Origin of the sequence: Enterococcus pseudoavium NBRC 100491 (genome assembly GCF_001544295.1) — a bacterium.
GTDB classification, from domain to species: domain Bacteria; phylum Bacillota; class Bacilli; order Lactobacillales; family Enterococcaceae; genus Enterococcus_A; species Enterococcus_A pseudoavium.
This window is the reverse complement of sequence record NZ_BCQF01000030.1, coordinates 1-15,817: the sequence shown is the minus strand read 5'-3', so window position 1 is coordinate 15,817 and position 15,817 is coordinate 1. Positions and strand designations below refer to the sequence as shown.

The 15,817-nt window shown below is 34.9% G+C and carries 9 protein-coding genes; all 9 read left to right on the top strand.

Going from position 1 to position 15,817, the window contains the following annotated elements; genetic code table 11:
- Positions 1-7: 7 nt before the first annotated feature.
- A complete protein-coding gene (locus EP1_RS11600; RefSeq protein WP_067627563.1) occupies positions 8-1,114 on the top strand; it encodes a DegT/DnrJ/EryC1/StrS family aminotransferase in 1,107 nt (368 codons plus the stop codon).
- Positions 1,115-1,135: 21 nt separating this feature from the next.
- On the top strand, positions 1,136-2,170 hold the full coding sequence (locus EP1_RS11595; RefSeq protein WP_067627560.1) for a glycosyltransferase family 2 protein: 1,035 nt from the start codon (positions 1,136-1,138) through the stop codon (positions 2,168-2,170).
- A 1,586-nt stretch (positions 2,171-3,756) separates the two neighbouring features.
- The gene (locus tag EP1_RS11585; RefSeq protein ID WP_067627558.1) at positions 3,757-4,473 is read left to right on the top strand and encodes a sugar transferase; all 717 of its coding nucleotides are present in this window, start codon (positions 3,757-3,759) and stop codon (positions 4,471-4,473) included.
- Between the two features lie 299 nt (positions 4,474-4,772).
- Positions 4,773-6,320: a lipopolysaccharide biosynthesis protein gene (locus tag EP1_RS11580; RefSeq protein WP_067627557.1), complete on the top strand. Its 1,548-nt coding sequence runs from the start codon at positions 4,773-4,775 to the stop codon at positions 6,318-6,320.
- 272 nt (positions 6,321-6,592) lie between these two features.
- Positions 6,593-7,552 (top strand): glycosyltransferase family 2 protein, encoded by a 960-nt coding sequence (locus tag EP1_RS11575; protein ID WP_067627556.1) that lies wholly within the window; start codon positions 6,593-6,595, stop codon positions 7,550-7,552.
- Between the two features lie 880 nt (positions 7,553-8,432).
- Positions 8,433-10,103 carry a SpaH/EbpB family LPXTG-anchored major pilin gene (locus EP1_RS11570; protein WP_067627553.1) on the top strand — a complete coding sequence of 557 codons (1,671 nt, stop codon included), beginning with the start codon at positions 8,433-8,435 and terminating at the stop codon, positions 10,101-10,103.
- 135 nt (positions 10,104-10,238) lie between these two features.
- A complete protein-coding gene (locus EP1_RS11565) occupies positions 10,239-11,054 on the top strand; it encodes a class C sortase (RefSeq protein ID WP_067627550.1) in 816 nt (271 codons plus the stop codon).
- Between the two features lie 56 nt (positions 11,055-11,110).
- Positions 11,111-15,109, top strand: a complete 3,999-nt coding sequence (locus EP1_RS11560; protein ID WP_067627548.1) for a SpaA isopeptide-forming pilin-related protein — start codon at positions 11,111-11,113, stop codon at positions 15,107-15,109.
- A 226-nt stretch (positions 15,110-15,335) separates the two neighbouring features.
- Positions 15,336-15,817: VanZ family protein (locus EP1_RS11555; protein ID WP_245630611.1), on the top strand; the 482-nt coding region annotated here is incomplete at its 3' end.

Sequence of the window (15,817 nt, the reverse complement as noted above, 5' to 3'; positions counted from 1 at the left end):
TTCTTATATGGAAAATATATATGTCACAAAGGCATCTATGCCACCAATTGATGAGTTTATAGCAGAAATTGAAGATATTTGGTCTTCCCATTGGCTAACAAATCAAGGAGTTAAAGTTCAAACACTAGAAAAAAAAATGGAGAAAATTTTTGACACAAAGAATATCTCATTGTTTGTAAATGGACATATGGCGTTAGAATTATTAATCCAGGCAATGAATTTGACTGGAGAAGTTATAACAACACCGTATACTTTTGCGTCTACAACGCATGCTATTGTAAGAAATAATCTTACTCCGGTATTTTGTGATATCAAATCTGATGATTTTACGCTAGATCCTAAGAAAATCGAAAACTTGATTACTGATAAAACAAGTGCGATACTTCCTGTTCATGTTTATGGGAATGTGTGTGATGTTGAAGCTATTCAGAAAATTGCTGACGATTATGGTTTAAAAGTTATTTATGATGCAGCTCATGTTTTTGGTACTCGCTACAAAGAAAAGAGTATTGCCAATTTCGGAGATGCATCAATGTTTAGTTTTCATGCAACAAAAGTTTTTAATACAATTGAAGGAGGAGCAATTTGTTATAAGGACATTGATATGGGGGAGAAGTTATATCGACTTAAAAATTTTGGTATTCAAGGCGAAGAAATAGTTGATGGTGTTGGATCTAATGCTAAAATGAATGAATTTCAAGCAGCTATGGGTATTTGTAATCTCAAGTATCAAGATGCTGAAATAGCGAAGAGAAAAGAGATAGTAATGCAGTATAGACAGTTACTGTCAGGAATACCTGGGGTAACTTTAAATAGCGAACAATCATTTGTTACATCTAATTATTCCTATTTTCCAATCATAATCGATGAGAAAAAATATGGTATCACGCGTAACAGACTGATTGGGCTTTTACAGGAGCAGAATATTTATCCAAGAAAATACTTCTACCCAATAACGAGCTCTTATGATTGCTATAAAGATAAATTTGATACTGCAGAGACGCCTATTGCTCTGTATATGTCTAAAAGAGTGATGGCATTGCCTTTGTATGCTAGTTTATCAGAAGTCAACGTCGAACGTATCTGCCGTATCATTAAAAAAAATCAAAAATAACTTGAAGCAAGGCGGAGAGAAATGGAAAATAAGAAAAGCATTGCTGTATCCGTTATCATGTTCGTTTATAATCACGAGAATTATTTAAGAAAAGCGTTGAATGGTGTCGTAAATCAAAAGACGAACTTTTCTTTTGAAATAGTTGTTCACGATGATGCATCTACTGATAAAAGCCAAGAGATTATTAGGGAATATATTGGAAAATATCCAGAATTATTTGTACCTATTTTACAAGAAGAGAATCAGTTATCTAAAAATCCTCTGTTTGATTTAGATATTATTTATCCTAGATGTATTGGGAAATACTTTGCTTATTGTGAGGGGGATGATTTTTGGAGTGATCCCAATAAATTACAAATACAATATGATCTATTAGAAAAAAATTCTAATTGCTCAATATGTGTACATAAGGTAGGTAGTGTAAAAGAAGATGGAACCATCTTAAAAAGGAGCTATCCAGCAAAGAATATAGTAAATCATGAAGATAAAATCTTGAAATCACGTGAAGTTGTTGCTTTTCATGGATTATATCCTTTTCAAACTAGTAGCTATTTTATTAAAAAATCGGTATTAGATCCAATGGTGCAACGCAGAAGTAAAATGGTTGGTATATTGAATCCTGATGAAATAATGATGTATATGGCTCTAATGAAGGGAGATTTATATTATTGTGATAAGGTAATGTCTTACTATCGACGAGGGGTACCCGGAAGTTGGACAACAACGTTGAAAAAAGAGAAGGTACCTTGTAAAATCGATTTCTTAAAACGCAGTATCCGAGGACAGGTAATTTTCGATTATGAAAGTGGCTATCTATTTCATGATATCTTACAAGGAAAGATATTGAGTGCTAATTTATCAATCAGCCAATACTCTATCAATGAAGCAAATAAATTACTGAATGAAAACAAAGAATATTACCAGGAACCTGTCTTATCTATCAAACAACGTATTCAGTATAATATCTATAAAGCAAGCCCTTTATTTTATAGTTATTTAGCAAAAATTAGTCAGTTTAGAAGGTCATGGAAACAAAAAATGGAGATAAGGGCATAACATAAATAACTAGTAGTACTTTTTAGAGTGTTTATCATGTACAGCACTTAGAAAATTATGTTTGGTTAATATACAGAGTGGTAGGAAATTTATTTGAAAGAATATAGAGAAAATTCTAGTTTAGATGATGAAAATCTAGATAAAAAATAGGAACGGAATTTTTGGGGGCCAACTTAGATCTCGGAGGACAGAAATGGCTTTTATTTGTTATTTAAGCCATCTTAGCATGCATTTTAGTTCCAAGCGACTTTGGTTTGATAATATGTTGATGATTTTTGTAGGTATTTCTAATGTAATCATAAATAGTGGTTTTCAAATGTGGTTGATGCAAGAAAAGAAGTTAACGAACATTGAATTTTCAACGGGTTTGTCAACTAAACTGTAGAAGCTAAATAAACCTACTGTTATTATGGAAGATAAATATCATACTTTTCAATTCTGGATTAGAAGGATTCGGGGATCATTAAATGATTAAGCACTATAGCCCAGTTTTGAATTCGACCACCATCCCACTTCGTGTGTAATGTCAATACTGATTTTCAAATGAAGAAAGATTTCATCCTTTATTGAAAAATAATTTATCGCTTTCTTATGGTACTGAAATTTTTATGAAACGACCTGTTGTTCTAATAAAAACTGACAATGAAGAAAAGCTTTTCAGGAATTATCGAAGAAAAAATGTTCAAAAGGCAATACGATTAGCAAAAGAACGCGACGTAGCAGTCATTCGTCACGGAATAAAAGAGCTTCCCAATTTATTTCAATTTATAATGAGACAATGAATCGTAATAATGCAGAAAAAATTTATTATTTTAATAAAGATTTTTTTCAGATGTTATTCCGAGAATTGGATTCCAAATATAACCTTTTCCAGGCACGATTGAATAATAAAGTTATTGCTTCAACATTAGCACTCCCCCTGCTTGTGTATTCCTATTTCTAGGTGCCATGGATATTGATTATAAAGATTATTATGGTGGCTATTTACCAGAGCATGAGCTGTTGAACTATTATCATAAGTTAGGAGTTTCATATGTTAATGACGGTAGCGGTAGAACTTCTAATCTTGGTACACCATTACTTCTCGATATAAACAAGGTTTTACTGAGGATGAAGTAGTCCCCTATTATCAAGGACTTACTGAATTATAAATAGATTGGGTTACGTTTTAGTTACTTTAAGCAAGAATTATAATTTACTTTTTTCAATCCAGGAAAATGTCTAATTAGTTTAATATGTTTTTTTAAATGTTTTCTAAATTATATATAACCATGAATCCACAAAAATATCATCACTTCATCATATAACAGTCCCTACCTTTTTTATTATAAAAAAACAAGAATTATAATAGAGTAAAACTTTATTTTATTGTTTTTTTTTAAGATATTAAGTATAATTAAGTTATCATATAGAGGGATCACGTCTGTTCTAAAGTTATATACAAATAAAATAATAAAAATACAATATAAATGTTTTGTTTGAGAGGAATAATCCTATTTATATAGTTTTTTTATTGAAGTTCCTATTAAAATGATATATACAGTGCAAGAATAAATTATTGTTATTTTGTGTATAGGAGGGAAACTATGAAAAAGGGGAAAAACTGTGTGGATATAACTAATTTTGAGGGAAAAATATATGACAAGCAAAAAAATATAGGAACAACCTGGTTAGATAGAAAAAAAATAGAACGTCAAAGAATATATAGCTTTGTTAAACGAATGATAGATATTATTATTGGATGTTTAGGAATTATTTTCATTTTTCCAGTTATCGTATGGATCGCATATAGAATACATAAAGATGATCCAAACTCTCCAGTAGTATTTAAACAAAAACGTGTTGGACGAAATGGAAAAGTATTCACGATGTATAAGTTCCGTTCTATGTGTACAAATGCAGAAGAACAATTAAAAAGTCTTCTTGATAAAAATGAAATTGAAGGTGCTATGTTTAAAATTAAAGAAGATCCTAGAATTACTGAGTTTGGAAAATTTATTCGCCGAACTAGTTTAGATGAACTTCCTCAATTATTCAATGTTATTAAAGGGGACATGAGCCTGATAGGGCCACGCCCACCATTACAATTGGAAGTTGAGAAATATACAGAGTATGATATGCAACGATTATTTGTGAAGCCTGGATGTTCGGGGTTGTGGCAAGTCAGTGGACGAAATAATGTTCATTTTGATGATATGGTCAATTTGGATATTGAGTATATTCAGAGAAGAAGTACGAAATATGATTTATCTCTGATTGTTAGAACGATTAAAGTGATACTAAAGGCAGAAGGTGCGTATTGAAATTTTAGATAATTGTAGTCCATATTCATATAATGTCTTCATAAGTATAATACTGCAAATTTAAATAGAAATATTTTTTTCTATTTAATATTATTCTATAAAAAAATAGAATTGATACATAAGTTTTTATAACTCTTCTTTTTTGTTCTAAAGATAGTAGTGTAGCGAAATAAATAACGGTAATTTTAGTTTTTTTATGGACCTATTTTCACTTTTTAAGAGAATAAAAAAAGATAATAATAAAGATTTTTTTGATATTATTTATCATATCATATGAAGAATATAGATAAGGGAAAAGCATGGAAAATTCAAGAACTACAAAATCTATTGTAAATTCAAGTGTTGCTTTGATTACTCAAATAATCATTACATTATTTCAATTTGCTATGCAAACAGTTTTTATCCATACATTAGGAGCGACTTATCTAGGTATAAATGGTCTATTTACTAATGTCCTTGCAATACTTTCTTTTGCTGAATTAGGGATAGGTAATGCCATTGTCTTTTCACTATACCAGCCATTAGCAACTAATGATTTAAAACATATTCAACTATTAATGAATTTTTTTAAAAAGGCTTATAATATAATTGGATTAGTCATACTTGTATTGGGGACATTATTTACTCCGTTTATTCATATATTGATTAAGGGAGCCGAAGATGTTCAATACTTGAGAATTTATTTTATGCTATTTCTATTAAATTCTGTTGTCAGTTATTTTTTTAGTTACAAAAGGACGTTATTGATTGCGGATCAAAAAGGCTATTTGAGCACGCTAAATACTTTTTTGTTTAAACTGATGCAATCGATTATTCAAATAGTGATTTTATTACTGACACACAATTTTATATTATATTTAGTTGTACAAATTGTATTTACTCTTGTATCTAATTTTCATATTTCGATTTTAGCAAATAATGTATATCCTATCTTAAAAAACAAGACGTCAGAAAAATTGTCCAAAAATGATTTAGACTTGATTAAGTCGTCAACACTAGGGTTAATAGGATCACAAATAGGTACAATTGTTGTATTAAATACGAATAATTTATTGATATCTGCATTTGTGGGTATTTTTTTCACCGGAATCTATTCGAGTTATATGATGGTTGTACAAGGTATACTTAATATAATCAATCAAGCAATGGATGCGGTTATTGCGAGTTTGGGAAACTTGGCCGTTGAAGATAACAATGAAAAAGAATATCAGATATATAGGCAACATTTGTTCTTATCGTGGAGCATTTCATTTTTTTGTTCAATTTATTTTATAACGCTATTTAACCCATTTGTGATGGTATGGCTTGGAGAACAATATACATTCTCGATGAATATTGTTTTTCTTATTGTTTTAAATTTCTATATATCACAAAATAGAAAGACCCCTCTTTCTTTTATTAATTCTCATGGACTATTTACCAAAGCAGGTATAAAGGCAATTTTTGAAGCTGTTATAAATTTAATAATATGTTTTATACTTCTGATACCATTTAAAATGGGGATTTCAGGTGTATTACTTGGGACGATTGCTGTTAATCTTTTATTAAATATTTGGTTTGAACCATGGCTTGTTTTTCATGATGGATTATTTAGGAAAATAGGGTGGTCATATTTTGTTGAATACTTACAAGGAGCTTTATTTACTTTAATTGTAGGTGCAGTTATTTATAGTGGGTTAAGTTGTTTATCATTTAGTCCCTACATGACTTTATTGGTTAATTTTAATGTAACAACTCTTGTTACACTTTCAACTTATATACTTGTATTTAAACACGATACTCGGTTTAAAGTAATAGCTAGTATGATAAAAAAAACTATTATGTTAATAAAAAGAAAATTTAGCTAGATTATATTTTATAACGATAGCTAATATATTGATAATCTATAATTTTTTTTACTTGTTACTTATTATATTTTAATGAATACTAATATACCGAAATATGAATTTGTAGTTTGCTTTATTTTTCTGAGAAAATCTTCCAACTGTGACAAGTGATTTTGTATTCATAATTGTATGGAATTACACTAATTTAACTATTAAGAGTCTCAGAATGTATTTGTAAGAGTATAGAAATAATCATGGTGGGTAATTTATTATAGATTAAGAGAGGCACTGATATGGACAATTTGATTAGTATTATTATTCCGGTATACAACGTTGAAAATTATCTTGAAAAATGTTTACATACTATAGTAGATCAAACTTATTCACAATTGGAAATTATTATTATTGATGATGGTTCCACTGATAAGAGTAATTATATTTGCAGAAAGTTTAAAGATAAAGATAGTAGAATTATACTAATTGAGCAAGAAAACAAAGGATTAGCGATCGCTAGAAATGTTGGTCTGAATCAAGCTAGTGGAAAGTTTGTTACTTTCTTAGATGGTGATGACTATGTTACTGAAAGCTATGTAGAAAATTTATTTCAAGCAATCGTTAAAACGGGTGCAGAAATATCAATATCCAATTATGTAGTTGTGGATGATGAGTTAAACAATGTAGAGAGCTCGAGTACAAATGATGAGGTAGAAATAATAACGTACAATCAGGATGAGGGGTTAAAAAATTTATTTCTACAAAAAGGATTTGAAACCACTGCTTGGGGAAAATTATATCTTATGAGTTTGTTTGACGATATTCGTTTTCCTGATGTAAAAGCTTTTGAGGATTTCCCTATTACATATAAGCTGTTTATGGAAAGTAAAAAAATTGCACATATAAATACCTGTGATTATATGTATGTAAAAAGAATGAGCAGTATCATGAATACGAATTTTAATGAAAGTAAACTTATTTTACTTGAAATTATAGAAGATATTGCTGAAGATTTATACAAGAAAAAGCCTTACCTTGAAGAATATTACTATACAAGAATATTTAGCTCATTAATTAGTCTATGGGTAACAATTCCTTTGGATAATAAAAGTAACTTGTTAGTATGGAATGAGCTACTTAAATATAGGAAGTTCGTTATTGTAGCAAAAAAATCAGCTAAAAAGCTTCGTCTTTTAGTTTTTTGCAGTCTGTGCGGTAGAACAATTTCTTCTAAGGTAGGAAACCGACTGTTAAAATAGTAAGTATTTGCAAGGATTGAACGAGCCCACTTAAATACTATGGGATTTGATTTTTTCTAAGATCAAAACGTTTTTGTGTAATAAATTAAAACTAAAGTAACCATACGTTTGAAAAAAATAAAAAAAGACCATACTATAATTCTTGAAATCGAATTAATTGATGATTTGACTGATAATTACTTACAAAGAGAAAAAAGAAAGCTTTTTTATTTGAAAAATAGATTTGAGGAGATTAATTGAAAGGAAAACTGTTTTTATTTCATTCTTTATAAGAGTAATAAAAACTAGGTTGCAGCTTATGGATGTTTTATCCACAAACTGCAACCTAGTTTTTTCTAATTCAATAAATGATTTTACGGCGACCAGTTTGGGTACATGATCCAATGAACAGCTAAAGAAGTTATACCGTAACTATATTCAGTTAGTTATATTTTATAGTTTCTACAATTATCAGGCCTCTATGTAACAACAAAGATTATTTTATATAAGATACCGCAATGATAGAAATTTTTTTTGAAAAAACTACATATTTTTAAGTATATGATTTATAGGATAGATCATATTTATAATTGAATTATAATTAATTTAATAGTAAAATAATTATTAAGGAAACTATGAATCTAAGTGGTATATAGCTTATTTTGGTTGTTATCTTGCCTACCTTCTTGTTATTAATTATTAATATATAATGAGATGCTAGCTACCAGTGAAAACCGGATTACGGAATTACCATGAGCCGAAAAAATTGTATCAATCAGTTCGGGGGACGTTGTGTACTAACTTAATAGTTTTTTTGAATTGTTGTGTTAGAAAAAGTTTTATAAGTATTTGCTGATTCTGAATTTTTTAATGCAAAAAAATATAGAAAAGAGGGAGAAAGATGAAAAAGAAATTGAGTTCGATTGTGGCATTATTGTTTATTGCTTGTACCATTATTACTGGAGGTGCACAGCTTGTTAAAGCCAATGACGCTATTAGACCTGATATAGAAGGTAGTGGGAGTTTGACGATCCACAAACACTGGGCAGAAGATAATAGTCAAGTTGGAGCTGAGGGTAACGGTAAAGAGCTAACGGGAGATGATGCTGTAACAAATCCGCCTGTGAAGGGAGTAAAGTTCAATATTTATCTATTGACTCCAACCGATGAGGATACGCCGGACACGCCACCATCAGAAAAAGATGGTGCGGTCTATTCCGTCAATGAAAATCGAACAGTGCTGACGATTACAGTTAAAGACGAGACGAATAACGATACCTACACCTATACAATGGGCGAGAAACAGACTGGGACAACTAATGCCTCAGGTATATATAAATTTGAAAATTTAGAAGGTTTTTACTATGTAGAAGAGGATCTAGCGAATTCTGACCCTGAAGTAGACGGGAAAGATGTAAATATCGCAACGCCTGCTAAACCATTCATTGTTTCTGTTCCAATGACCACTCCTGATGGTACCGGCTGGTTCAAAGATGTCCATGTATATCCGAAAAACCAAGGAATGACACCAGAGAAGACCGTTAATAATGGTGGAGCAAACTCAGTCAATATCGGCGATGAACTAGATTTTGGAATCAAAGTAGCGATCCCGACTGATATTGGGGAGCCCAACTACACCGTATTCAATATCAACGATACGCTGGATGAAGCATTGACTTATTCGGCCGACAGTGCGGGGGTTTATGTTTATAAAGCCGATGGATCTGGCGGATGGGACAAACTTTCTGTACTTGCTACAACAGAAAGCGTTGCTAATTATACAATTAGTTACAATGCCTCTAAACTATCAGTTGTTTTTACAGAAGCGGGTCGAAAGGTCTTAGCTGATGCTATGGCAGGCGATGGTAAATACACGCATGTCGGTATCGAGTTTAACGCAACGGTCAATGAAAATGTTCTATCTAAGCCTAATTATACGGTTAAGAACAAAGGGGAGATCGAGTGGAAAAATACTCCTGGTGATGAGACTAAAAAGACCACCACACCTGAAACAGAGACCAATACTGGTGATATCGATATCGATAAAGTGGACCAGGATGGTGACGCCCTGTTAGGTGCTGAATTCCAAATTGCTAAAGATGAAGAGGACGCTCAAGACGGCAATTATATCAAAGTCGAAGTAGACGAAGACGAAAATGTCAAAATCACAGATTTGGTTTATCCAGGTGAGGCTGGATATGCTGGTGCGTTAAACTGGGTCATTCGCCCACATGCATCAACTGATGATCTTGGTGTAATAGATGGAACTTTCTACGCGAGTAAGTTCCAAGGTCTGCAGACCCATACGGGAGTAGATGATGATAAAGTTGCATTGAAATACTATGTAGTGGAAACAAAAACGAAGGAAGGCTACAACTTATTAGATGGTCCGGTAGAAGTTGATTTTGATGAAGAAAATACGGCTCATATCGTAACAAAAGAAATTGTCAACTCCCAAGGATTTAAATTACCGAATACCGGTAGTTTGGGAATGATTCTCTTGACGATCATTGGGATCATTTTGATCGGTCTAGCAATCTTGATGTTCTTACCGAAGAAACGTCGTTCATAAGAAATTGTAGTGGGGAAGGTTTCTTCCCCACGCTCTTTTTTAGAGATGATGCAGCATACATTTCATTCCATAGCAAAGCAGCTTGCTTTTTACAGGAAGTTGTTTTCCTCTGAAATGAAGTCGGGAGGAAGAGATATGGCAAAAAAAATCTTGAGTATCCTGCTATTGATTGCAGGATTATTGACTTTAGGATATCCCTCCATCAGTAAATATTTTTCGGATAGAAATAGTTCCTATACAACAGATGCTTACGATAAAAAGGTTCAAGCGATGGACGCAGAACGATTGAAGAAATTATGGCAGGAAGCAGAAGAATACAATGAAAATCTGACGGGCTCACCCGTGCATGACCCCTTTGTCCCAGGCTCGGGAATCGTAATGCCTAAAAATTATTACCAGGTATTAAATGTCAACGGTGTGATGGCCAGTGTGGAAATCCCTAAAATCAATGTTAAGTTGCCAATCTATCATGGAACCAGTGAGGCTGTCTTGAAAAAAGCTGTCGGGCACTTAGAGGGTTCAACACTGCCGATTGGTGGTAAAGGTCGTCATGCAGTCATTACTGGTCATACCGGATTGGCTAACGCTAAGATTTTTACTGATTTAGTAGAACTAAAGAAAGGCGATAAGTTTTATATCAGAGTTTTAGATAAAACGCTAGCCTATAAGATCGATCAAATTCAAGTGATCGAGCCAGAACATACAGAACCGTTAAAAACGGTGACAGGTAAGGACTATGTGACTCTTCTGACTTGTACGCCCTATGGTGTCAACAGTCATCGGTTGCTGGTTCGCGGTGTCAGGACAAAATATGATGCGAAAGAACAGAAAAAAATTGAAAAGACGGGTTTGACTAAAGAACAAAAACTACTGATTCTTGCGGCAGTGATTACGTCCGGGATAATGTTACTCGTGATTATTGGGGTAACGATTTATCGAAGAAGAAATTGATGAGAGACACTTGATGCGGACCTTCAGGATGCAGATTGGAAAGGAGGAGATAAATAATGAAGGGGTTCAAGTCTGTAAAACTAGTGGCAGTTATTTCGATCGTTTTGTTGATCCTTCAAATTATCTCACCTGTGGTAGTGGCTGAACAGCAAACTACTGACTCTACGAAGGTAATAAGTGGGCAGAAAGAAGTCCAAACTCTAGAGTCGCTTGATAAGTCAAAAGAGTTGATAGAAAGTACATCTGTGGAGACTGAGTCGACTACATCGGAAAGTCAGAAGAAAGAGTCCGCGGAAACTAGTGAAAATAGTTTAGAGACCGCAAAGCCAGCAAAGTTGGAGGCACAAGCGAACACACCAGAGCCAAATGATCTCTCCGATAAGGTGACGGTCAGCGATTGGTGGATCTTTGAGAACTCGGTCGGTGATCCGCTTTCCGCTACGACTGCGGCCTCCGTGCAGGTGGATTACAATTTTCGCTTTGTCTGGTCCTTAAAAAAAGAAGATGGACAAATGGTAAATCCAGGGGAATTTTTTTGTATTGATATACCTGAAAATGTTGGCATCGTCTCTGAGAACACAGAAGGATGGGGTTTTTGGGTAATCAGCACGACTGAAACCAATAAAACACCGTTGGAGGCTACCATTAATGGTACGGTGTATACGATTGGCGAATGGTGGATCGATTGGCGTGATGATGGGTCGCCACTTGGCAAATATTACATCAAGGTGGTCTTCAATGAAGGGGTATTAGAGGCAAATGCCAATAAGATTGATGGTGTCCAATTTGATGTTCCTCAAAAGTCGTTAAAAAATATGACATTAAAGGGCGGTATCCAAGAAGTTGTCTTTGGTAATGTAAAGAAACGGATCAAGTTTGAACAGGCCGAAGGAAATATCTCAGAAGGAGATGATTACAAATATTCTTCTAAAGCTGGCAGCAATACAATAACTTTCGATGTAGGGATCGGTCGACTGACGTTGAATGAATTATCGGGAGATGTGATCGATTATGCGGCAAATAGTGAAAAGGGACTGTATCTCGATGGTGATTATCATGGATATCGTTGGGGTGAAAACCTGACGGAATTAGATGACATCTACATCGAAGATACTTTAGATCCTGGTGTCGTGGTTTCCAGTCTCAGTCTTTCTGCGTTGGTACAGGCCCCAATCGGATTGTCCGAAGAGAATCGTGAGTCACAAACAGGCGGATTGATCAATCGTGATGTAGCAGCGTTTGAATCCTATCTATTCGCAGATTATGGTAATGGTCCAGTCTACCGTACAGCAGGCTCAAATCAGGAAATCGAATTTCCCAAACAAGAAAATTCATACCGGCTGCTCGTCCAAGAAAACGGTGAAACACTAGCAAATTTCCGAGCTCGAGTGAAAGCCCAACCTCACCAATACGGAATCTTTACAGCCGGTAGTGGAAAAACAGCACAACGAACGCTCTGTATCAATATTGGCGACATCCATAAAGAAGATGGTATCCAGAAAAAGTACAGCGATTTGACGGATCAAAAATACGCAAGTCCGGAGCGGACGATTATACGAAAAAATGGGGATGATTCGGAAGAACGTACATCAGTCAAAATTACGCAGTTTGCGGTGGAAGCAGCCAATAATACGATCAAGCATGGCTTGTATCCAGAGTCTGATCGCGAGTTACTAGAAGATTATTATACATTGGCTTATGGCGATGGGAATGTGATCGATGGTCAAACTTCTGCTTTTAATATTTCAATGACGCTCAATTATCCAATCGATACGACGTTAAGTGAAACCAAGTCCAATACTGCTTTGGCGCATTATGAGAATGCTAAACAGAAACAAGATCCTAACTTTGAGCAACCAGGTGAGTTGACCGGAGAAGGTACAATGACGAGTCCTTATGGGAGGATCGTTATTAACCCAGATACGATTGCTTTAGTGAAGTATGATGGAACGACGCTCACGGAGATGAACGGGGTGGAATTTGAGCTTCAGAAACAAGGGTCTGATAGGGCTTGGACGAAAATATCGACTCATGAAACAGCTGAATTCACAACGGCTGATGGTGAAAAGATTCAAGGCGTGATCCAGGTTTCTGGTTTATCTAATGGAAAATATCGTTTTGTGGAAAAAGCGGGAGAAAACAATGTGTATCCAGAAGGTTATGACCAGACTGAATCAAGTAACTGGCAGGCTTCGGAAAATCGAATAGTCTCTGAAGAACTAGAGGTGGACGGTGAAACGACGAATACACCAGTCATAGTCGAGAACATTCCGCAAGCTTCCGCTCCATATGCGATCGAACATTATTTTTTGAAAGATGGACGGTCACCGGATAGTACCGATCAAGCAGACTACGAGCTGAATTTCGTAGAAAATGAAACAGGTGAGATCCGCAAACCTGTCGGTTCGACGTTTACCGGTACGCCTCGTAGTAATCTGTTAGGCTATTCCTACAAAAAAATTGACTCACTTGAACTAGCCAGCGGAACGATTACCGCGATTATGGACCCTAATCTCAGTTATAAAGAAAATGGGCAATTAGTTTTGCGCTTTTATTATGTACCAGATGACGATTCGGTGCCCTTTACCATCACTAAGCTGGATGGGGCTGATAATCCGATGCCCTCCTATGATGCACAAGGCAATCCGTTAGATAAGGAAGTTTCTTTTTATATTTATGAATTTGACTGGGGCCACGGAAAAGGGCCGAATGATCAAGGAGCGGAACCTGTTAAAGGCGAGTCAAATGACTATTGGAAGCTGGTCGAAACGGATAATCAGGGTAACCTTTTGGAACAGCCGATCAAAACAGACTCGCAAGGCCGATTGCGAGCCAAAATCGATTTGACAACTAATGGTGTAATAGGTGATGCCAAGACTTTTGCGATCGTGGAAGCGACAAATACCTATCCTAATTATGAAGCGCCCAGTGTAGAAACATCCTGGTGGTTTATTTGGACGGGAACAGGAGAAAGTAACAGTTCGCCTAAAGGGACGTTTTCTTGGTGTAATAACATGGGGGCGGCTAATCCAGGGTGTGAAAATGATAGGCAGGCAGATGGCAGCGTAGCAGTTTCTTTAAGAAATAAAGCGACCAAAGGGCATATGAAAGTTTATAAAGCCGATCAAGAGAAAAAAATGATGCCATCTGATGCTAAGAAGCAAGTTAAATTTGAATTTTATGAATTTATCAATGAGAATAACTGGGGATCAGGCCGAACACCTCGGGATGGAAGTCTAGATGATGCTACTCTCTGGAAACCATTAGGAACTGTTCAAACGGATAATGAAGGGAAACTGCTTGACTATGATTTGACAGCAAGGAATACTTACGCCTTAAAAGAAGTCCAATCGTACCCAAGTTTTGTAGTGCCCACAGGTTATTGGATTTTATGGACCGATATAGTTTCAGAAGGTATCATCAATCATGAAGTTGAATATGCTCAAGGGTCAAACGATAACCCAGGAGCGCTGCAGCCAGGAGCGGAGGATAATCCAGTTGGCTCGACTGTTTTACTAAATAATGAAATCAGGCAGGAGTTCTCTTTCATTAAGGAAAATGAACAAGCTGAACCTTTAGGTGAAGTGGAGTTTGAACTTTATGCGGGAAAAGACGATGGGGAATTGGAAATTGGCGTAAATGACGATCCGAGCGCGGCGAATACTTATTGGGATATGACCAAGCCTTTTAAAACGGCGATTAGTAGTGCAGCAGGAGCCAATAAAGGCAAGGTGAGTTTTGACCTGACCGCTGGCGAATACCTATTAGTGGAAACTAAAACAGTCGTGGGCTATCAACTACCTGCAGGACAATGGATCTTAACGATCGATCCGTTGAATACGGACCCAGATCAGCGAATTCTGATCCAAGCACGAGGTGATCCATTACCCCCGGCTTTTTATGAAAAAGAGGGTATTTATCATTTGCCTAATATAAGAAAATATAAATTACCTTCGTCTGGAGCAGGAGGACTACTCATTTCTGTCGTTTTGGGCATCATTTTGATCGGTCTGGCTATTTTAGTTAGTGTAAGTGGAAAAGAAAAAATCGGATAGAAGTGAAGAAAGCAAAAATAATTATACCGTCTCGAACAATTGGGAGATTTTCTAAATTGTCCAAGATCTGTAATAAAAATCGCTAAAGAATTACTCACCAAACAGATCATCTGTTTGGTGTTTTTTTATTAAGTTATCTTCTTAATCTTTATTGAGATCTAATAGAAATTTGGATTGAAAAAATTTTTCTTATATAATAAAAGAATAAGGAAAAGGAGGGATCAATTTGCTGAAAAAATTTATTGCTGGAGCAATCTCTTTCGTAATAAGTTTTGGCATGGTCTATTATTTGGTCCTGCCAACTTTGCAAAATTATCCGCGGTTAGATGGAATGATGCAGCGGTTTGAATATACGGATGAAGCTTTGTGGTTATTTATTTTCTTGAGTTTATGGTTGATTTACTGGCAGTGGGAGCAGCGAAAGCTATGGCCGGTCTATTTGTATCTTTTTTATAGCTGTTATCTATTATTATTGTTCATTATGCTTTTTACCAAAGCTCAATCATATCATTCGTTTAATTTGAACCCTTTTGAATTGTATTTGAACAATTGGCGACAAATCTGTGAGTTGCTGTTGAATATTGGTTACTTTATCCCGTTAGGAGTTTTGTATGGGATGCGAGCTAATAAAGTGGAAGCAGCAGTGATCGCGGTGACAACGATCTTAGGGATCGAGACGATTCAGTATGTCTTTTATATCGGTACTTT